Origin of the sequence: Amycolatopsis sp. NPDC058986 (genome assembly GCF_042741125.1) — a bacterium.
In the GTDB taxonomy this organism is placed as follows: domain Bacteria; phylum Actinomycetota; class Actinomycetes; order Mycobacteriales; family Pseudonocardiaceae; genus Amycolatopsis.
Genome location: NZ_JBHYJW010000032.1, coordinates 60,088 through 78,569 on the forward strand (window position 1 = coordinate 60,088; position 18,482 = coordinate 78,569).

An 18,482-nucleotide genomic window follows, 5' to 3' on the forward strand; every position below is an offset into this window, starting at 1 on the left:
TCGGTCAGTCGGCGAGGGTTCCGGCGGCGAGGATGAAGGGGACGGCGACGAACAGCCGGTCGGCGCGTTCCCTGGCGACCTGGTCGTTGTACCAGGCACCCTTGCCGCCGATGTTGGCGAGCATCGGCAGGCACGCGGCGTCGGTCCACACGATCGTGTGGACCTCGACGGTGACGTCTATGAATCCGTTGTCCAGCAACAGGTTCCGGTACTGCCGGGGCACCCAGCGGCTGGGCACGCCGTCCGAGCGGGCGCGGATGATCTCGCGGGTGAGTTCGGGATCGTTCGAGTCGATCATGTACGCGTCCCAGTCCTGGCCGACGAGCACCGCGCGGCCGTTCCTGGCCAGGACCCGGCGCGCCTCGAGAACGGCGGGCTCGGGGTCGTCGAGGTCGTGCAGGACCTTGTCGGCGCGGTAGCCGGTGACCGAACCGTCGTCGAGCGGCAACGCGGTGACGTCGGCGACGTGGAATTCGCACGCGGGCCAGCGTTTGGCGGCGACCTTGAGCATGGCCGTGTCCATGTCCACGCCGATGGCCCGCGCGCCGCGGGCGGCCAGCTCGCCGGCGGCCCGCCCGCTGCCGCAGCCGACGTCGACCACGGTGTCGCCGAGTCCCGGGTAGCTGCGTTCCCGGAGGTCGCGAGCCTGGGGCAGGTCGTCAAAGGCGTCCAGGAGCTTGAGCATCGTCGACATGGTCGTCATTGTGCCGCTTGATGCCGGGCTGGGGCCGATCAGCGAGGTCCCGGTGCGTGCTACCTACGGAAGTCGGGCGTTCCGCACCCTTAACCGGTTCGGCTGATGACAGCGCGCCCGGAGTGAGCTATACAGAGGCATCATGCGTGTTCATGCGCGAAAGGTGCCATAAATGAGCAGACTTGCGCAGTCGCTATGGAGTTTGGCGACAGCTTCGATCCTCGCTTTCGCCCCGACGGCCGCCTACGCCGACCCGGCCGCCGCGCCGTCGGGGCGGCTGGGCGATCTGACGGCGGTCTCGGCGGACGGTCCCGTGGTGACGCTGAAGTCGGGTGCCGCCGCCGTGAAGGTCAGCTTCCCGACCGAGGCCGCGGTCCGCCTCTGGCTGGCCCCGGACGGGAACTTCACCGACCCGGCGGGAAGCAAGATCGTCCAGCCGCGTGGCGGGCAGCCCGCCACGCCGCGCCGGGTCGACAAGGGCGCGTACTGGGCGATCTCCACCCCGAAGGCGACTTTGCGCGCCTACAAGCACCCGCTGAAGTTCGCTCTGTACGACGGGGCCGACTCGCGGCAGATCTGGGCGGAGTCGGCGCCGCTGTCCTGGGACGGCAAGACCACGACGCAGACGCTGGCCCGCGGGTCCGCCGAGCAGTTCGTCGGCGGCGGGGAGCAGAACGGCCGGTTCAGTCACCGCGACCAGACGATCAAGATCTTCGCCGACGACAACTGGAACGACGGCGGGGCCCCGAACTCACAGCCGTTCTACGCCTCCACCGCGGGATACGGCGTGCTGCGCAACACTTTCGCGCCGGGCAGCTACTCGTTCACCGACCCCGTCCGCACCACCCACGACGAAAAGCGTTTCGACGCGGTGTACGTCGTGGGCAACGGGCTCAAGGACGTCGTCTCCGGCTACACGGATCTGGTCGGGAAGCCGTTCCTGCCGCCGATCTACGGGCTGGAGACCGGTGACTCCGACTGCTACCTGCACAACAAGAACCGCGGCGAGCGGCACACCCTCGACGCGCTGAAGGTGGCCGACGGCTACCAGGCCAACGGCATGCCGAACGGCTGGATGCTCGTCAACGACGGCTACGGCTGCGGGTACGAGAACCTGCAGCAGGTCGGCGAGGGGCTGCGCAAGGACAATATGCAACTGGGCCTGTGGACCGAGAACGGGCTGCCACACCAGGGCGAGGAGGTCAAGGCGGGCGTGCGGGTGCGCAAGCTCGACGTCGCCTGGGTCGGCCCCGGCTACCAGTTCGCGCTCGACGCGTGCGACACCGCGCACAAGGGTATCGAGGACAACAGCGACGCGCGGGGTTTCGTGTGGCAGCCGGTCAGCTGGGCGGGCGCGCAGCGCTGCGGCGTGCTGTGGAGCGGGGACCAGTCCGGATCGTACGACTACATCCGCTGGCAGATCCCGACCTACGCGGGCGCGACGACGTCCGGGATCGCCTACAACACCGGCGACATCGACGGCATCTTCGGCGGTAGCCCCCAGACGTACGTGCGGGACCTGCAGTGGAAGACCTTCCTGCCGGTGGCGATGACGATGGACGGCTGGGCGTCCTCGGACAAGCAGCCGTGGCGCCAGGGCGAGCCGTACACCTCGATCAACCGGAAGTACTTGCTGCTCAAGGAAAGGCTGCTGCCCTACACGTACAGCTACTCCGTCGCGGCGCACAACACCGGCGTCGGGCAGGTGCGTCCACTCGCGATGGAGTACCCCGGCGATCCGAATGTGTGGACCGACAAGGCGAAGTACGAATTCCTCTCCGGCACCGACTTCCTCGTCGCACCGGTGTACGAGAAGTCGACCACGCGCAGCGGGATCTACCTGCCGAAGGGAACGTGGATCGACTACTGGTCCGGCCGGACCTACACCGGACCCACCACAGTGGACGGCTATGACGCCCCGCTGGACACGCTGCCGTTGTTCGTCCGTGCGGGTGCCGTCGTGCCGATGTGGGGCGAGGGCACGAAGTCGTGGCAGACACGGGACAAGAGCTCGCTCGACCTCGACGTCTACCCGCAGGGCAAGGGCGGTTTCACGCTCACCGAGGACGACGGCGTGACCCGTGGCTACCAGCGTGGGCAGCAGGCGACGCAACAGTTCACTGTGGACGCTCCAAGCTCCGGGCCGGGCACCGTCACGGTGGGCATCGGCGCGAGTTTCGGGTCCTATAACGGGAAACCGGACGCCCGCCGCTACCAGCTCACTGTCCACACAGGATCGAAGCCGGGCGCCGTCCAGGCCGGGAACGGTGTACTGCGTCAGTACGCCAGCCGCGCCGAACTCGACGCCGCACCTTCGGGCTGGTGGTACGACGCCGCCGATCGCGGCGGTGTCGTGCGGGTGAAGACGGCGCCGATCGCGGCGTCCGAGCGGCAGGACGTCCGGCTGCACGGGTCGAGTGCGGTGGGCGGTTTCTTCCCGGAGGACAACGCGGGCTCGGTGACGCTCTCGGCGCCGCCGCTGGTCGCGCCCGGCTCGTCCGCCCAGGCCACGTTGAGCTTCACCAACGGAACGCCGTTGCCCGTGCGGGACGTGACCTTCTCGGTTTCGGCTCCCGGTGGATTCCGCGCCGACGTCGCGGGTGACCGGCGGCTGGTCATGCCGGGCCAGACCGTCCGGGTCCCGGTGACGCTGGCGCCGGGTACGTCGGCCAAGCCCGACGACTACCAGTTGGTGGGCAGTGTCCGGTACCGGGCCAGACTGGGTGATCATCAGGTTACCGACTCGGCGACGGTCACGGTTCCGTACGCGTCCTTGGGTGCCGCCTACGGGAACACCGGGGTGACGGATGCCGCGCACGCCGCCGCGGGTGACCTCGACGGTGGCGGGAGCAGTTTCCGGGCCGAAGGCCTGGCCGAGTCCGGGCTGAAACCGGGCGCGACCTTCGAGGCCAGGGGTGCCCGGCTCACCTGGCCGGACGCGGGCACCGGCCGCCCGGACAACACTGTCGCTTCAGGACAGACGATTTCGTTGTCCGGCAAGGGTTCCGGCCTCGTCCTGGCCGGGACGGGCACCGGCAAGGCCCAGGGAACGGTGACCGTGCACTACGCCGACGGCACCACGAGTTCCGCCGACCTCGGCTTCCCGAACTGGTGCTGCGCCGATCCCGCGCAGTACGGAGCGTCCACAGTGGCCTCGGTGCTGGGGAAGAACACGCGCGGCGGACCGGCCTATCCGACCACGCCGTATCGGGTGTTCGCCAACACCGTGCCGGTGACCGCGGGGAAGGAGGTCGTCGCGGTCACCTTGCCCAGCAACTCCGCGATGCACGTCTTCGCACTGGGCGTAGCCTGACCGGAGACCCGGGACAGTGCCTGGCCCGCGCTGCCAGGCACTGTCCCGTTGTCGTGTGGCTAGGTTGAAGACGGAGCCCACCGGCTGAGGAACGGGTCCGCGAGCGCGGTGAGCGGTCCGCAGAGTGTCTGGCCGTTGCGCGCGAACAGCTCGTCGCGCGAGTCGAACCGCCCCAGATCCGTGAGCACGGTCGCGGACAGGTCGCAGGCGGAAGGATTTCCGGGTGTGCAGGTGAGCCCGTCCCAGTCCACCGCGGTGCGGGCGACCGCGTCGAACAAGGTCTCGGCGCCGGTGTTGGTGAACGCGGCGGCGGTGGCCGACGCGGTGATGTCTCCGAAGAGTTCACCGACGGGGAGCCATTCCCGCGCGACGCGGAATTCCGGCCATGCCAGCAGAACACGCGACGGGACCAGATACCTCAGGCGAGGGAACCGCGGATACCAGAACCGCCCGTCGACGACGAGACCACGTACGCGGGTGGGAATTCCTTTGCTGCGCGCGACTCCCTCGAGAATCGCCAGGCGCTGACTGCATGAGCCTCGTCCCCGGCGCAAGGTGCGCGAGATCGGCTGCCTGTCGTTCACCGCGTACACCGGCCGGACCGACTCCGTGATGAGGCGGTGTGCCGTGCGCAGCCCGGTGAGCTGGTCGCCCTCGGCCCGCTCCGCGAGCGATCGGACCAGCGGATGATGCCAGTCGAGGATCGGCGTGGGATCGGCGCTGCCCATGGCGGCCTCGGCGGTGTCCACCGCGCGGCGGCGATACCACCACGGGGTCACGAGCACGTTCGCCATGATGCCAGTATGCCCGCGTGATCAGGGCTGATCGAGCTGGGCCACCAGCTTCCGCGGGGCGATCATGCGGTAGGCCTCGACGATGAACTCTCGCGCTTCCGTCCAGTCCACCGGGACGTCCAGATAGACACCCAGCCAGTCCCGTCCGCCGAAGGGCGGCCGGAAGAACCTCCCGGGCTGCTCGGCGACCAGCGCTTCGGTTTCGCCCGGCGGTGACGGGCACCAGAAGCCCACCCGGCCGGCGGGCTTGCGCTCGGAGAAGGTGACCAGTGCCTTCCCACGGACTGCCCAGGCGGGTTCGCCATGGTTGAGGCGCTCGGTGACCTCGGGCAGGGACAGGCACAGCTCCCGCAGTCGTCGCACCGGATCGTCGGCCATACGCCCCATTGTGCCCCGGATCTCAGGGGAGCGCGGCGGACCAGTGCTGGATGGCGCGTTCGGCGAAGAACCGGATGAGCCGCAGATCGGCGCCCAGGTCGCGGGCTTCGCGGCTGTAGGGCCTGATGGCCTCTGTCCGGTCGCGACCGCCTTGCCCGATCCGGCACCGGATCCGGTACACCCGCTTCACCACATCGGGCCGGTAGTCCAGCCCTGGCACCGGATGGGTGTCGGTGTCCGCGCGGAGCACCGGGACATCCCGGATGAGCCCGTCGTCGGACAGACCGGTCAGCAAGTCGTTGCCCCGCAGGAAACCGGCGATCTGTGACGGCGTGATCGCGAGACCGGCGATGGCGTGCAACCGGTCCACTTCGGACCGTACCTTGCCGCCCACCGCCGCGGCGGCCCTTGGCATGAAGTACTCCAGCACCTGGTAGTACTTCACGTATTTCTCCGGTAGATCACGGCCGGGGGAATTCGCGGCCGCGTAAAGGGAAACCGGGACGACGTCGTAGCGTTCCCTGGGAAACCCGATCTTGCCGACGCCGCTTCCGGCGGAACGCCGGTCCGACGGGTAGTCCTCCTCCCACAGCCGCAGCGAAACGCCGGTCGCCTGCACCACTTCGTGGAGGTAGGCCGCGCCGTAGCCGACCAGCAGCTCCTGTGCGGTCTTCGCCGCGGCGGCCTCGAATCCGGTCAGTGCCAGCGCGAGAGTGGGCGCGGTCCGGAACCGCCGGGGATACAACGTCATCAGCTCGTCGTCCGCGGCCACGAGCCGCATCGTCCGCCTGCCGGGCTTCGGCCCCGCCGCGGTTTCGCTGGTCAGGAAGACCCCGCTGCTGGCCAGCCGGTCGCGGACGTCCTGGCCCAGCGGGCTGTCGGGGAGGACGCCGTCGTCCGGTGTCTTCGGAGTCATGATCCGCGCGAGGGCCAGCACCAGCTCGTCGTGGTCCCCGACGACACGGGCGGTGATCGTTCTTTCGCGTTCGCTCCACAGGCCTTGATGGTCCGGCAGGGGCCGCGCCGAACCCAGGATCCGGGCGAGCGCGCCGATCTGCTGGGGCGAGCGAAAGCGTACTCGGTGCTCCGGGATCCCCGCTGTGGCAAGGAAGACGACGCGAGCGTCGCTCCGCGGCCCGCGTCCGCCGGACCAGTCGAGGCGGACGTCCCGGCGCGCCCGGATCAGGTTCTCGAGCGACTGAACCGCCTCGAGGTACGTCATCCGCGACGTTTCCGGCAACGGACCGTCGCCGATCCAGTGCGGCTGTTTCACAGCGACGTCTCAGCCCTCCGGCGGCGGCGCGACGAAGACGCAGAACGGATGCCCGGCCGGATCGGCGTAGACCCGCAGCGGTTCCTCGGGATCCTGGAACCGGTCGTACAACAGCTCGGCGCCCAGCGACAGCGCCCGCTCGTGGTGCGCGAGCAGCTCCTCGGCCGTCGGCACGCTCAGGTCGAGATGGAGCATCTGCGGATGCTGCCCGTCCGGCCATGTCGGCCGCGGCAGTTCGTCGACCTGCTGGAAGGCGACGTGCGGCGGACCGGAGGGATTGCGCAGCACCAGCCAGTCCTGGCCTTGCTCGTCCGGTTCGCCCTCGGGTGGTGGCTCGTCCCCCGGCCGGTAGGTCAGGTTCAGCAGTTCCCGGTAGAACTCCGCCAGTTTCCGCGCGTCGGTGCAGTCGAGGACCACTTGACGCAGCAAAGGAGCGTCCATCGGCCCATCGTCGCAGCAATGCTCACGCCCCGGCTACGGCTTCCGGTGCCAGGCCGAAACGCCGTCGGTAAGCGGTCGGTGTCAGCCCGGTGTGCCGGCGCAGCTGCACGCGCAGATTCGCGGCCGTGCCGAAACCGCTCGCGTCGGCCACCGCGTCGAGCCGGAGTTCGCCGCGTTCGATGAGGCGGCAGGCGAGGGCGATCCGCTCGGTCGTCAGCCAGGCCAGTGGTGTGGTGCCGAGTTCGGTACGGAACCGGCGATGCAGGGTCGCCTGGCTGGTCGCGGCACGCGCCGCCAGATCCGCGACGGTGAGCGGCTCGTTCAGGTGTCCCCGCGCCCACTCCAGCGTCGGGGCGAGCGAGGTGTCGGGGACGTCCGGCACGGGCCGTTCGACGAACTGCCGCTGGCCGCCCGCGCGGTGGCCGGTGAAGACGAGCCGCCTGCTCACCGCGTTCACGATCTCGGCGCCGTGATCGCGGTTGATCACGTGCAGGCTCAGGTCCAGCGCGGCCGCGCTGCCTGCGGCGGTCAGGATGTCGCCGTCGTCGACGAACAGCACGTCGGGTTCGAGCTCGACCAGCGGGAAGCGGGCGGTGAACTCGTCCGCCCAGCGCCAGTGCGTCGTCGCGCGACGGCCGTCGAGCACGCCCGCCTCGGCGAGGGTGAACGCGCCGGTGCAGAAGCTCATCAGCCGCGCGCCGCGCCCGGCCGCCCGGCGGATCGTGTCGAGCACCGCCGGGTTCGGGGGCACCTGTGGATCGGGGCGGTTGGGCACGATCAGGGTGTCCGCTGCCTCGGCGGCGTCGAGCCCGGCGATGCCGGAAAGCGTGAACATGCCCAGGTGCATGCGCACCGACGGCGTGGCGGAGCAGAGCGTGAAGTCGTACCAGGGCCGGCCGAGTTCGGGACGGCGCAGGCCGAACAGTTCGGTCGCGACGCCGAGTTCGAACGGGTTGGACCCCTCGTCCACGAGGACCGCGACCGCATGCGAGGAATCATGCGACATATGCGATTCCTAGCACTCGTGAAGCCGTCGCGCCACGGTGAGGATGGGTCTCATGAGCAAGCAACCTCTCGATCTCAGCACCGCGCTGGCCGGTTTCGACGCCATCTGGAGCCCGCGCATCGTCGCGAACGTCAACGACTACGACGTCCGGATCGCCAAGGTCGCCGGTGAGCACGTGTGGCACGTCCACCGCGACACCGACGAGTTCTTCCTGGTGCTGGAAGGCGAACTCGACATCGCGCTGCGCGACGGGGAGGAGCGGGTCGTCACGCTGCCCCGGGGTTCGCTGTTCGTCGTGCCGCGCGGGGTGTTCCACAAGCCGTCCTCGAAGGAGGGTGCGTCGATCATGGTGATCGAGCCGTCCGGGACCCTTTCGGTCGGCGACGAGCACGACGAGGTTCCCGAGTACGTCGACGTCACCACCGGACATCGGCTGACGACGTAGCGGATTTCCGCGGATTGCTTGCCGTATCGGTCTGCGCGCGCTAAGTGTGGAGATCGTGAGCACCCCGGAGATCACCCCGTTCCGGATCGAGATCCCCGAAGCGGACCTGGCGGACCTGGCCGATCGGCTGCGCCGCACACGCTGGCCGGAGCCGGAGACGGTGGCGGACTGGAGCCAGGGCATCCCGCTCGACTACGTGCGGCGGTTCTGCGAGTACTGGGCGGACGGCTACGACTGGCGTGCGTCCGAGGCGCGGCTGAACTCGTTTGCCCAGTACCGCACGGAAATCGACGGGCTGGGGATCCACTTCCTGCACGCGGAGTCCCCGCATCCGGACGCGTTCCCGCTCGTCATCACGCACGGCTGGCCGGGTTCGATCGTCGAGTTCACCAAGGTGATCGGGCCGCTGACAGACCCGACGGCGTACGGCGGGGACGCCGCCGACGCGTTCCACGTCGTCTGCCCTTCCTTGCCCGGCTACGGTTTCAGCGACAAGCCGAAGCAACCGGGGTGGTCGGTCGAGCGGATCGCGTCGGCGTGGGCGGAGCTGATGGAGCGCCTCGGCTACAGCCGTTACGGCGCGCAGGGCGGGGACTGGGGCAGCGCCGTCACGATGTTCATGGCACTGCGGAACCCGGCTCCGCTGGCCGGAATCCACCTCAACATGCCGACGGTGGGGCCGGACAAGGACACGCTCGACGACCTCACCGACGCGGAACGGGCGGCGCTGGCTTCCGCGCGCGAGTTCGGCGAATGGGAATCCGGTTATTCCGGCCAGCAGTCGACGCGGCCGCAGACGCTCGGGTACGGGCTGGTCGACTCCCCGGCCGGGCAGTGCGCGTGGGTGCTCGAGAAGTTCCGCGCGTGGACCGACTGCGACGGCGACCCGGAGAACGTGTTCACCCGGGACGAACTGCTCGACAACATCATGCTGTACTGGCTGCCCGGCACCGGCGCCTCCTCGGCCCGGCTGTACTGGGAAAGCCTCAAGGCCATGCGGAAATGGGCCAGTGAGTCCACAGAGGACATCGCCGTCCCCACGGGCTGCTCGATCTTCCCGAAGGAGATCACCCGGCCGTCACGGCGCTGGGCGGAGAAGCGGTTCACCGACATCCGGCACTGGAACGAGCTCGAACGCGGCGGGCACTTCGCCGCGTTCGAGCAACCGGAACTCTTCGTCGAGGAGCTCCGGACGTTCTTCCGCCTGGTGCGTTAGTTCACCTGGCGTTCCTGGCCCTTCCAGAACGGTTCGCGCAGCTTGAACTTCTGGATCTTGCCGGTCGCGGTGCGCGGCAGCGCGTCGAGGAATTCGACGCGCTTCGGGCATTTGTACCCGGCGAGGTGCGCGCGGCAGTGGGTGATCAGCTCCTCGGCGGAGACCGAGCCGTCGGTGACCACGAGCGCGGTCACGAGTTCGCCCCACTTCTCGTCCGGGATGCCGATCACCGCGGCCTCGCGGATCGCCGGATGCGAGTTGAGCGCGTCCTCGACCTCGATCGACGACACGTTCTCGCCGCCGCTGATGATGACGTCCTTCTTGCGGTCGGCGATGGTCAGGTACCCGTCGGTGAAGGTGCCGCCGTCGCCGGTGTGGAACCAGTTGCCCTCCTGGACCCGCGTGGTCTCCTCGGGGTTCTGCCAGTAGCCGTCGAGGTTCGTGTTCGACTGCGCGAGCACCTCGCCGTCGGCGTCGATGGCGATCCGGACGCCGAGGCCGGGTGTGCCGGCGCGGCCGAGGCGGCGGGCCTGCTCGTGCGGGTCGAGATCGGCCCATTCGTACCGCATGCGGTTGATCGTCAGCAGCGGCGCGGTTTCGGTGAGCCCGTAGAGCTGGATGAACTCCCAGCCGAGGTCGGCGCGGACGCGTTCGATGGTGCGGGTCGGCGGCGGCGCGCCGGCCACCACGATGCGGACCTTGTCCCGGCCGGGGATTTCGCCGTCCCAGCTCTCGGCGGCGTCGAGGGCGGCGGAAACCACCGCGGGCGCCGCGCACAGGATCGTGACGCCGTGCTCGTCGATGCGGCGCAGGATCTCGGCGCCGTCGATCTTGCGGAGCACGATGTGCTTGCCGCCGAGCCCGGTCACCGCGTACGGCATGCCCCAGCCGTTGCAGTGGAACATCGGCAGCGTGTGCAGCAGCACGTCGTTGTCGGACAACGACGTGTGCAGGCCGAAAACGGCGGCGTTGAGCCAGATGTTGCGATGGGTCAGCTGGACGCCCTTGGGGCGCGCGGTGGTGCCGGAGGTGTAGTTGATCGTGGCGGTGGCGGATTCGTCGCCCGCCCAGTCCTGCGGGACGCCGTCACCGCCGAACACCTTTTCGTCGTCCTCGCCGAGGACGAACACGTGCTTGGCGGTCACGTCGTCGAGCAGGTGCCGCAGTTCCGGGTCGATGAGCAGTACTTCGGCACCGGAGTGCTCGACGATGTACTTGACCTCGGCCGCCGCGAGCCGGAAGTTGACCGGCACCAGGACCCGGCCCCAGGCCGAGACACCGAAGAACGAGACGAGCAGCCGCGCGGCATTGTGCGAAACGATCGCGACCCGGCCGCCGACGGGCACCCCGAGCGTCTCGAGGTTCGCCGCCTGTGCCCTGGCCAGCCGTGCGACGTCCCGATAGGTCAGCGAACCCCACGAGGGCGCGGGCTGGTCGGGCTCGTCGACCACGGCCACCCGGTCCGGGTACACCAGCTCGGCGCGGTCCAGGAAATCCCGGACACCCAAATCGAAGAACACGTGCCGATCCTCCATCCTCCACAAGCGACGCTGCCCAGGGCGGCCTTCACCTCCGGTGACGCCCGTCCACCGTACGCCATCGCCGGGGGATGTCCTCGCGTGTGGAACGCCGGTGTGGTTCGCTGACCAGGGTGGACTTCGACACGGTGACCGACGCGCTCTACGCGGGAGACCCCGCCGGGTTCGTCACCGCGCGCAACGCCGCGGCGCGCGAGGCGAAGGCGGCGGGGGACGCCGCGCTCGCGGACCGGATCCGCGCACTGCGCAAGCCGACGATCGCGGCGTCGGTGGTGAACGGCTTGGCACGGGAGGACTCGGCGTCGCTGGCCGAACTCGCCGAACTGGGCCCGGCCCTGCGTGACGCGCACGCGAAGCTGGCCGGGCCCGAACTGCGCGCGCTGACCCAGCGCAGGCACGAGCTGATCCGGCGGATCATGCGGACCGAAGTCCCGCGGTTGAGCGAGCCGGTGGCCAGGGAGGTCGAAGCGACCTTGGAGGCGGTCGCCGCCGATCCGGAGACCGCCGAACTCGCCCTCGCGGGCAGGCTGACGTCGATGGTCACCCAGCAGGACAGCGACCAGTGGCTGACGTTCGCGGCGGCTCCCACGAGCATCAAGACCAAGCGGAAACCGGAGAAGGAAGCCAAAACCGCACCGTCGAAGGCCCAGCCGAGACCGGCGAAGAAGGTGACGTCGCTCGAACCGGCACGTCGCAAGCGCGAGCAGGAGAAGGCCGAGCGGGAACGGCGGGAAGCGGCCGAGCGCGCGAAGCGGGAACGTGAGGAGCGCGAGCGGCTGCGGCGTGCGGCGCAGGCGCTGGCCAAGGAACGCGATCAGGCCCAGCGCGATCTGGTGCGCGCGGAACGCGTCGCGGACCAGGCGAACGCGCGGGTCGAGGAGCTGCGGACCCGGCTCGCGGACGCCGAGGACCGCGCCGAGCAAGCGGGCAACGACCTCGACGCCGCCCGCACCGCGTTCGCCGAAGCCGAGGAAGCGGCGCGAAAAGCGCATGAGGCGGCCGAAACATCCTGAACCGCCTCGTGCGCCGGTGAATCTATGGTTCGACGACGATCACCGCGGTCAGCGAGTGGCCGGCGCCGAGTCCCGCACGCGGGCGGCGCTCGAAGTCGAGCAGAGTCGTGGCGAGTGCTTTCGCTTCCTCCGCGGATCCCAGGGTGTCGCTGGTGCCGAAGGCTTCGTCGACAATGGAATTCCACTCCCGCGCCCAGTCCCGGAAGAACTCGAGGATCGGGGCGGGCGCGCCCTCGGCGGGCGGGGTGAAACGGAGTTCGCCGCGTGCCGAAGGCTGGCCGCGGTAGAGGTCGTTGACCAGCGTCCGGTACGGCGGTATCGCCGGGTTGAACGTCCGGGTCGCGGTGTGCCGCCCGAGGAGGACCGAACGGTCGAAGAACGTCGTGCGGAGATCGCCCGCTCCGGCGCGGGCCGCGGCCTGCTCGACGACCGCGCCGAGGGATTCGCGGTCGTAGCAGGTCATCATCTCCTCGACCTGCTCGTCCACGTCCTCGAAGAACGTCATCGCGTAGTTCCAGCGGGACAGGTGCCACTGCGGCGTCCACTCGACGGAATACCGCCCGAGGACGTCGACCACCACCGCGCTCGGCCGCGTCCGGCTCGCCGCCCGGCGCAGGATGGCGGTCAGCACGTCGGTGGTCTCGTCGCCGGTCAGATGCGAATAGGGCACCCCGCACGAGAGATAGAGGTCGAAGTCCTCGTCCGGCAGCTGGGCCCTGGCATCGCCCTCGACGAAGCGGACACCGGGTTCGGGATACAGGGAGCGGGCCGTCTCGACCATGGCCGCGTCGGCGTCCAGGCCGACGTAGTCCAGCGCGAGCCCGGCGGCCACGGGCGATTCGCCGTCGGCCGCGTGCCGCAGCAGCCGCAGCCCGTCGGCGGTACCGCAGCCGATGTCGAGCACCCGGAGGGGAGCACCGGGCGGGAGGCGCAGGCCGTTCACCGCGTGCCCGAACAGCCGCCGCGTCACCACCTCCTCCATCAGCACCTTGACCGGGTCACGCCTGCGTGCGGACAGGTAGTGCGATGCGGCGGAGGAGTAGGTCGACACCTCACGGATTCCTTTCGTCGGGCCGATCGGCCGGGGACGGGAAGTAGCGCAGCAGCAGGGTCGCGCCGTCGGTGAGGACGGACGCCAGCGCCGCCCCCGCGGGAAGGAAGTCCGCGCCGACCGCGATCCGGTCGGCGGTCCCCCCGACGAGCAGCGGCGACAGGGTGAGCCGGACTTCGTCGACCAGGCCCGCTTCGAGCAGCGATGCGAAGAGCCGCGGTCCGCCTTCGCAGTCGATGCGGCCGAAGCCCCGTTCGACGAGGGTAGCGATCGCCTGCCGGAGGTCCACCTCCTCGCGGCCGGTCACGAGCACCTCCGCGCCCGCGGCCGACCAGGCGGCCACGAGCGCGGGCGGGGCCTGTTCGCTGGTGATGACGATCGTCGGCACCGAGGCCTCGGTGAGCACCGGTGCGTCGGGCGGGAGCGACCGGCCCGAGGTGACCACCGCGATGGGCGGGATCGGGGACAGGCCGAGCCGTCGCCGCCGCTCGGCGGTGCGCTCGTCCGGGTGGATGCCGTCGAAGGCCTCGATGGTCGCGGTGCCCGCGCCGAGCAGGACGACGTCGGCGAGGTCGCTGCCCAGCTGGTAGACCACGCGATCGGTCGGATTGGACAGGCCCGCGGACTTGCCGCCGATCTCGACCGCGCCGTCCACGCTGGAGACGAAGTTCACCGCGAGCCACTTGGGGTCCGCCGGATAGCGGTAGAGCTGTGCGAGGTCGTCCTCGCCGAGCGCGCGTTCCGGCCCGGGCCAGATCTGCCGGATCACAGCCACCGGACCGCGTTGGCCGGCGGACGGGTGCCCACGATGCTCGCGACCATCTCGACCACGTGCCGGGTTTCCCGGACCTGGTGGGCGCGGAACATCGCGGCGCCCTGCTCGGCGCAGAGGGCGGTCGCGGCGAGGGTGCCGATGACCCGGTCGTCCATCTCGACGTCGAGCGTCTCCCCGACGACTCCCTTGTTCGACAGCGCCATCAGCACCGGCCAGCCGGTGTCGACCAGTGCCTTGACGTTCCGGAGCACGGTCAGGGACTGGTAGGTGTTCTTGGAGAAGTCGATGCACGGGTCGATCATGATCCCCTCGCGGGGCACGCCCTTGCCGATGGCGCGTTCGGCCAGTTCGGTGGTGTCCGCGACGACCGAGGCGACGACGTCGTCGTACTGGGGCCGGATCGGGTCGGTGCGCGGGGCGAGCCCGTCGGTGTGCGAGCACACGTAGCCCACGCCGTACTGGCCCGCGACGTCCAGGATCTCGGGGTCCGCGGCGGCCCAGCTGTCGTTGACGAGGTCTGCTCCGGCGGCGCAGAAGGCGTCGGCCGCTTCGGCGCGGTAGGTGTCCACGCTGATCACCACGTCCGGGAAGGTCTCCCGGACCCAGTGGAGCGTCGGGAGCACCCTGGCGATCTCCTCGGCGACGGTGACCTCGGGCCCGGGGCTGGCGGGGACGCCCCCGATGTCGATGACGTCGGCCCCGTCTTCGAGCGAGCGCCGCACGGCCTCCCTGGCGCGTTCCTCGGCGAACGTCGCACCGTGGTCGTAGAACGAGTCCGGGGTGCGGTTGACGATCGCCATGATCAGCGCGTGGTCACTGGCTAGCCGACGGCCTCGGAAGACCAGGTCGGGGGTTTTCATGCGGGCTCTCCTGTGCGTGCCTCGGGCGGTGTTGCCCGGACGATCATAGGTGAGCCTTCAACGAATCCCGGGGGTTCTTCGGTGTTCCTACCCTGACGGCGGATCGACCGGCGGCGCGGGGCGCTCGCGGGATCTCGGACCCGTCGGTTCTTCGCCGGGAGGTGGCGGGCGTCGTTGCCGAAGGCCACCTCGCCGCTGGCGTCCGTGATCAGGAGGCGATGGCCTCGTTGATGGCTAACAGTTCCTGTGCGGTGCGAGTCGCGGAGAACTCGATGACGTCGTAGCGGGCGAGACGTTGCAGGACGAACGGGTCCGTGGCCAGGACCGCGTCCAGTTTGCCGCGGTGCACGGGGCGGGTCAGGATCACCTGGTCGGCGTTGCCGGTCCCTTTTCCGGAGACGAGGAACAGGCCCCGTGCGAACTGCTTGCGCAACCAGGTGCTGTGGTCGGGCAATGCGTAGTCGACTTCCTCGGTGGGCGCTGTGTAGCGCAACAATGCGATGTACATAATGCAAGAGTAGAACTCGTACGGTCGTTCTCGCACGCTTCCAGAAGAGTGGTTAATACCACTGGCAATAACCCGACAAAGAATCTCCGGCGGTTCTTTACTTCTGCTTTTCCATTAATGATCGACGACGTCGAAAAGTGTCATACGTGAAACCGTTGCGTGTTCGCCGGTCGCCGGGAAACGAGTACGGGACTTCGGCCTGTCGTCACCATGAGTGTTCGGCCGACTTCGCGTTGCTGATCATCCCCGCGGGCCGGTCGGCCGGATATCCGGACCGGAAAGCTGCCGCATGGGCACTGATCAGCCATTTTCGGGCACGACCGGACACTGGGCATACCGCTGCGCCTGTCCCGGCGGGAGACTTCTGTCGGTGGGCGCAGCGCCGGGTACAACCCCGAGTGTCCGGCGCTGCGTCGTCTGGGGAAGTCGTCGACAGCCCACCGGGATACGCAAATCTGCGTACGTCGGTTGTCGTCACCGGACGGACGCGTTCTCCGGTCCGGCACCCGACACTTGAGCCCATGACGACAATCATGGGGACAGCGGGAATACGGGCCGTGGGGGCGGCGCTGGCCGGGATCTGGCGCGACGGCCGGAAGATCGAGCGGGCGGCCTATGCGGTCGGCGCGATGTTGTTCTTCAGCGGATTGCTGACGGCGGTCGTCCTGTTCCTGACCGGCGGCTCGTGGCTGGGCCCGGTTTCGCTGCGCAAGGCCGTGACGTTCGGGCTTTCGTTCGGGCTGACGCTCGTTTCGGTCGCCTGGGCCACGTCGTACGTGAAGGTGCGCCCGGGCCCACGCCGTTCGCTGCTCGGCCTGTTCATCGGTGCGTGCGTCGCCGAGGTGGCGCTGGTGAGCATGCAGGCCTGGCGCCGGGTGCCCTCGCACTTCAACTTCGAGACGGGCTTCGACACCGCGGTCTCGATGACGCTCGCCGCGGGCGGCGCCGTGATCATCCTGACCATGCTGGGCTTCACCGTCGCGGCCATGGCCGACCCCGGTGTGCTCAGCCCGAGCATGCGGCTCGCGGTGCGCTTCGGCCTGCTGGTGCTGCTGGTGGCGCTGGCCACCGGCGCGGTGATGATCGCGCGCGGTGTCGTGCTCGCGCGGGGCGGCGACCCGCAGCTGGCCTACACGACCGCGGGATCGTTGAAGCCGCTGCACGCCGTCGCCATGCACGCGATCCTCGTGCTGCCGGGGCTGGCGTGGCTGCTGCGGTTCACCCGATGGGACGAGCGACGGCGGCTGCGGATCGTCTGGCTGGCCGTCGCCGCCGACGCCGTCTTGACGGCCGTGGTGGGCATCGCGTCGTTCACCGGGTGGTGAGGGTTTCGCGGACGTGCGGGAGGAGGTCGAGGGCGGCGGCCTCCTCCGGGGTCAGCCAGGCGAAGTCGTCGTGTTCCCCGGGATTGAGCGCGACATCGGCGGCCGCGGTTTCGGCCGCGTGGTAGACGACCGCGTGGACGAGCAGATCGCGGCCGGTGACGTCGCGCCAGGTGTGCCTGCTGCGCTCGCCGGTCACCGTGATCGTGAGCCCGGCCTCCTCGGCGGCCTCGCGGACGGCGGTCCGCTCCGGCGGCTCACCGGGTTCGACCGTGCCGCCGGGCAGTTCCCATTTGCCACCAAGGAAATTCGCCGGATGACGGCGAAGGAACAGCACCGTCTCGCCGCGCGGAAGCCAGGTGTACGCGAGGTGTTTCTCCGCGGGCTCACTCATGCGAACGATCTTCGCACGCGCGCGGGGGCGCTTCACACGTCTGATCATCGGATGATATCCTGACAGTGCTGTTACTTCACTGGGGGTGAAGCGAGCTTGTACCCGGAGATGAGCCTGTACCCGGAGATTGAGCCCTATTGGCAGGGAATGCTCGACGTGGGTGACGGAAACCAGGTGTATTGGGAGGAATGCGGTAATCCGGACGGTAAGCCCGCGGTCGTGCTGCACGGCGGGCCGGGGTCGGGCTGCACCCCGCACGCGCGCCGCTATTTCGATCCCGGCCGGTATCGCATCATCCTGTTCGACCAGCGCGGGTGTGGTCGCAGCGTCCCGCACGCGAGCGAACCGGACGTGGACCTTTCGGCGAACACCACCTGGCATCTGATCGGCGACATGGAACTGCTGCGCACGATGCTCGGCATCGACCGCTGGCAGCTTTTCGGCGCCTCGTGGGGATCCGCGCTCGCGATCACCTACGCCGTCCGCCATCCGGACCGGGTTTCGGAGCTGGTGCTGGCGTGCGTTTCGATGGGCAGGCGGACCGAGACCGAACTGCTCATCCGGGGGCTCGGCCCGCTCTTTCCCGAGGCGTGGGAACGGTTTCGCGCCGGAGTGCCGGAAAGCAGCCGGGACGGGGATCTCGCCGGTGCCTATCACCGCCTGCTGTTCGATCACGATCCGGACGTCCGTGCGAAGGCCGCGAAAGCCTGGTGTGACTGGGAATCGGCGATAGTTCCGACTTCGCCGCGGAATCCCCGGTTCGAGGACGCGAGGTTCCGCCTGGCGTTCGCGCGCATCGTGACCCACTACTTCGGCAACGGCTCCTGGCTCGAGGAGGACATGGCACTGCGCCACGCGGAGCGGCTCGCGGGTATTCCCGGCGTGGTCATCCAGGGCAGGCTCGACCTGTCCAATCTCAGTGGCACGCCGTGGGAACTGGTCGCCGCGTGGCCCGAGGCCGAGCTGGTCCTGATCGACGACACCGGGCACGGCGGGAGTGCCGAGTTCACCGCCGCGCGGGTGGCCGCCACCGATCGGTTCGCGCACGCCGTCTCACCACCCCGCCCGTCCCCGCGCTGAACGCGGCGGCAGCACGACCCCTCCCGCCGCGAGCGTGCGGACGAGCTGGGCCAGCTGGTCGGGACGGGTGTCCTTGAGGATGAACCCGGCCGCGCCCGAACGCAGCGCCTTCACGACGTAGCTGTCGGAGCCGAACGTCGTCAGCATCGCCACGGCCGTCCGCGGAATCGTTTCGCGGAGTTGCCTCAGGAGCGTGAGCCCGTCGACGTCGGGCATCCGGATGTCGAGCAGGACCACGTCCGGCCGATGTTCGGCGATGACGGCCATGGCCTCGGCGCCGGCGGCGGTGGCGACGACCCGGACGTCGCCCGCCGCGTTCAGGATCAGCTCCAGACCGGCCCGCACCAAAGCCTCGTCGTCGACCACGACCACCCGGATCAC

Annotated in this window: 19 protein-coding genes; 6 read left to right on the forward strand and 13 right to left on the reverse strand. The window is 69.5% G+C overall.

What is annotated here, in order from left to right; genetic code table 11:
• Window positions 1–4 precede the first annotated feature (4 nt).
• On the reverse strand, window positions 5–694 hold the full coding sequence (locus tag ACFW0G_RS26380; protein WP_378328067.1) for a methyltransferase domain-containing protein: 690 nt from the start codon (window positions 692–694) through the stop codon (window positions 5–7).
• A gap of 172 nt (window positions 695–866) precedes the next feature.
• On the opposite strand from ACFW0G_RS26380, the gene ACFW0G_RS26385 reads away from it, so the two are divergent.
• On the forward strand, window positions 867–4,007 hold the full coding sequence (locus ACFW0G_RS26385) for a TIM-barrel domain-containing protein (RefSeq protein ID WP_378328068.1): 3,141 nt from the start codon (window positions 867–869) through the stop codon (window positions 4,005–4,007).
• A gap of 59 nt (window positions 4,008–4,066) precedes the next feature.
• On the opposite strand, the gene ACFW0G_RS26390 is transcribed toward ACFW0G_RS26385, so the two are convergent.
• The 5 genes from ACFW0G_RS26390 to ACFW0G_RS26410 are packed head-to-tail and all read right to left on the reverse strand — an operon-like array spanning window position 4,067 to window position 7,899.
• Window positions 4,067–4,801 (reverse strand): transglutaminase domain-containing protein, encoded by a 735-nt coding sequence (locus ACFW0G_RS26390; protein WP_378328069.1) that lies wholly within the window; start codon window positions 4,799–4,801, stop codon window positions 4,067–4,069.
• Between the two features lie 21 nt (window positions 4,802–4,822).
• The gene (locus ACFW0G_RS26395) at window positions 4,823–5,179 is read right to left on the reverse strand and encodes an MmcQ/YjbR family DNA-binding protein (RefSeq protein ID WP_378328070.1); all 357 of its coding nucleotides are present in this window, start codon (window positions 5,177–5,179) and stop codon (window positions 4,823–4,825) included.
• Between the two features lie 22 nt (window positions 5,180–5,201).
• Entirely contained in the window at window positions 5,202–6,452 is a 1,251-nt protein-coding gene (locus ACFW0G_RS26400; RefSeq protein WP_378328071.1) for a hypothetical protein, read from the reverse strand.
• Window positions 6,453–6,461: 9 nt separating this feature from the next.
• A complete protein-coding gene (locus tag ACFW0G_RS26405) occupies window positions 6,462–6,893 on the reverse strand; it encodes a VOC family protein (protein ID WP_378328072.1) in 432 nt (143 codons plus the stop codon).
• A gap of 22 nt (window positions 6,894–6,915) precedes the next feature.
• The gene (locus ACFW0G_RS26410) at window positions 6,916–7,899 is read right to left on the reverse strand and encodes a helix-turn-helix domain-containing protein (RefSeq protein ID WP_378328073.1); all 984 of its coding nucleotides are present in this window, start codon (window positions 7,897–7,899) and stop codon (window positions 6,916–6,918) included.
• Between the two features lie 52 nt (window positions 7,900–7,951).
• Here ACFW0G_RS26410 and ACFW0G_RS26415 point away from each other — a divergent pair, with 52 nt between their 5' ends.
• Complete coding sequence (locus ACFW0G_RS26415; protein ID WP_378328074.1) at window positions 7,952–8,344, forward strand: cupin domain-containing protein; 393 nt, start codon at window positions 7,952–7,954, stop codon at window positions 8,342–8,344.
• A gap of 55 nt (window positions 8,345–8,399) precedes the next feature.
• Window positions 8,400–9,560, forward strand: a complete 1,161-nt coding sequence (locus ACFW0G_RS26420; RefSeq protein ID WP_378328075.1) for an epoxide hydrolase family protein — start codon at window positions 8,400–8,402, stop codon at window positions 9,558–9,560.
• Here the strand turns inward: ACFW0G_RS26420 and ACFW0G_RS26425 are convergent.
• Window positions 9,557–11,080 (reverse strand): AMP-binding protein, encoded by a 1,524-nt coding sequence (locus ACFW0G_RS26425; RefSeq protein WP_378328076.1) that lies wholly within the window; start codon window positions 11,078–11,080, stop codon window positions 9,557–9,559. The two genes, ACFW0G_RS26420 and ACFW0G_RS26425, sit on opposite strands and share 4 nt — an antisense overlap.
• 89 nt (window positions 11,081–11,169) lie before the next feature.
• Here ACFW0G_RS26425 and ACFW0G_RS26430 point away from each other — a divergent pair, with 89 nt between their 5' ends.
• Complete coding sequence (locus ACFW0G_RS26430; RefSeq protein ID WP_378328077.1) at window positions 11,170–12,111, forward strand: hypothetical protein; 942 nt, start codon at window positions 11,170–11,172, stop codon at window positions 12,109–12,111.
• A gap of 22 nt (window positions 12,112–12,133) precedes the next feature.
• Here the strand turns inward: ACFW0G_RS26430 and ACFW0G_RS26435 are convergent, their stop codons facing one another.
• The 4 genes from ACFW0G_RS26435 to ACFW0G_RS26450 form a co-directional block, all read right to left on the reverse strand.
• Window positions 12,134–13,162 (reverse strand): class I SAM-dependent methyltransferase, encoded by a 1,029-nt coding sequence (locus tag ACFW0G_RS26435; RefSeq protein ID WP_378328078.1) that lies wholly within the window; start codon window positions 13,160–13,162, stop codon window positions 12,134–12,136.
• Window position 13,163: 1 nt separating this feature from the next.
• Window positions 13,164–13,931, reverse strand: coding sequence for a pyrimidine reductase family protein (locus ACFW0G_RS26440; RefSeq protein ID WP_378328111.1), 768 nt, complete (start codon window positions 13,929–13,931; stop codon window positions 13,164–13,166).
• Window positions 13,928–14,797: a dihydropteroate synthase gene (folP, locus tag ACFW0G_RS26445; protein ID WP_378328079.1), complete on the reverse strand. Its 870-nt coding sequence runs from the start codon at window positions 14,795–14,797 to the stop codon at window positions 13,928–13,930. The genes ACFW0G_RS26440 and folP overlap by 4 nt, the downstream gene beginning before the upstream one ends.
• 208 nt (window positions 14,798–15,005) lie before the next feature.
• Window positions 15,006–15,305, reverse strand: coding sequence for a YciI family protein (locus ACFW0G_RS26450; RefSeq protein WP_378328080.1), 300 nt, complete (start codon window positions 15,303–15,305; stop codon window positions 15,006–15,008).
• Window positions 15,306–15,838: 533 nt separating this feature from the next.
• Here ACFW0G_RS26450 and ACFW0G_RS26455 point away from each other — a divergent pair.
• Window positions 15,839–16,630 carry a hypothetical protein gene (locus tag ACFW0G_RS26455; RefSeq protein ID WP_378328112.1) on the forward strand — a complete coding sequence of 264 codons (792 nt, stop codon included), beginning with the start codon at window positions 15,839–15,841 and terminating at the stop codon, window positions 16,628–16,630.
• Here the strand turns inward: ACFW0G_RS26455 and ACFW0G_RS26460 are convergent.
• Window positions 16,617–17,021 (reverse strand): NUDIX hydrolase, encoded by a 405-nt coding sequence (locus ACFW0G_RS26460; protein WP_378328081.1) that lies wholly within the window; start codon window positions 17,019–17,021, stop codon window positions 16,617–16,619. The two genes, ACFW0G_RS26455 and ACFW0G_RS26460, sit on opposite strands and share 14 nt — an antisense overlap.
• A 108-nt stretch (window positions 17,022–17,129) precedes the next feature.
• On the opposite strand from ACFW0G_RS26460, the gene pip reads away from it, so the two are divergent.
• Window positions 17,130–18,101 carry a prolyl aminopeptidase gene (gene pip, locus ACFW0G_RS26465; protein ID WP_378328082.1) on the forward strand — a complete coding sequence of 324 codons (972 nt, stop codon included), beginning with the start codon at window positions 17,130–17,132 and terminating at the stop codon, window positions 18,099–18,101.
• Here pip and ACFW0G_RS26470 read toward each other — a convergent pair.
• The gene (locus ACFW0G_RS26470) at window positions 18,075–18,482 is read right to left on the reverse strand and encodes a response regulator transcription factor (protein ID WP_378328083.1); all 408 of its coding nucleotides are present in this window, start codon (window positions 18,480–18,482) and stop codon (window positions 18,075–18,077) included. The genes pip and ACFW0G_RS26470 overlap by 27 nt on opposite strands.

What these genes read in the sequence shown, in the direction of transcription:
- ACFW0G_RS26380 (WP_378328067.1), bottom strand. Translation starts at nt 694, where the DNA reads ATGTCGACGATGCTCAAGCTCCTGGACGCCTTTGACGACCTGCCCCAG.
- ACFW0G_RS26385 (WP_378328068.1), top strand. Translation starts at nt 867, where the DNA reads ATGAGCAGACTTGCGCAGTCGCTATGGAGTTTGGCGACAGCTTCGATC.
- ACFW0G_RS26390 (WP_378328069.1), bottom strand. Translation starts at nt 4,801, where the DNA reads ATGGCGAACGTGCTCGTGACCCCGTGGTGGTATCGCCGCCGCGCGGTG.
- ACFW0G_RS26395 (WP_378328070.1), bottom strand. Translation starts at nt 5,179, where the DNA reads ATGGCCGACGATCCGGTGCGACGACTGCGGGAGCTGTGCCTGTCCCTG.
- ACFW0G_RS26405 (WP_378328072.1), bottom strand. Translation starts at nt 6,893, where the DNA reads ATGGACGCTCCTTTGCTGCGTCAAGTGGTCCTCGACTGCACCGACGCG.
- ACFW0G_RS26410 (WP_378328073.1), bottom strand. Translation starts at nt 7,899, where the DNA reads ATGTCGCATGATTCCTCGCATGCGGTCGCGGTCCTCGTGGACGAGGGG.
- ACFW0G_RS26415 (WP_378328074.1), top strand. Translation starts at nt 7,952, where the DNA reads ATGAGCAAGCAACCTCTCGATCTCAGCACCGCGCTGGCCGGTTTCGAC.
- ACFW0G_RS26430 (WP_378328077.1), top strand. Translation starts at nt 11,170, where the DNA reads ATGTCCTCGCGTGTGGAACGCCGGTGTGGTTCGCTGACCAGGGTGGAC.
- folP (WP_378328079.1), bottom strand. Translation starts at nt 14,797, where the DNA reads ATGAAAACCCCCGACCTGGTCTTCCGAGGCCGTCGGCTAGCCAGTGAC.
- ACFW0G_RS26450 (WP_378328080.1), bottom strand. Translation starts at nt 15,305, where the DNA reads ATGTACATCGCATTGTTGCGCTACACAGCGCCCACCGAGGAAGTCGAC.
- ACFW0G_RS26455 (WP_378328112.1), top strand. Translation starts at nt 15,839, where the DNA reads ATGGGGACAGCGGGAATACGGGCCGTGGGGGCGGCGCTGGCCGGGATC.
- ACFW0G_RS26460 (WP_378328081.1), bottom strand. Translation starts at nt 17,021, where the DNA reads ATGAGTGAGCCCGCGGAGAAACACCTCGCGTACACCTGGCTTCCGCGC.
- pip (WP_378328082.1), top strand. Translation starts at nt 17,130, where the DNA reads ATGAGCCTGTACCCGGAGATTGAGCCCTATTGGCAGGGAATGCTCGAC.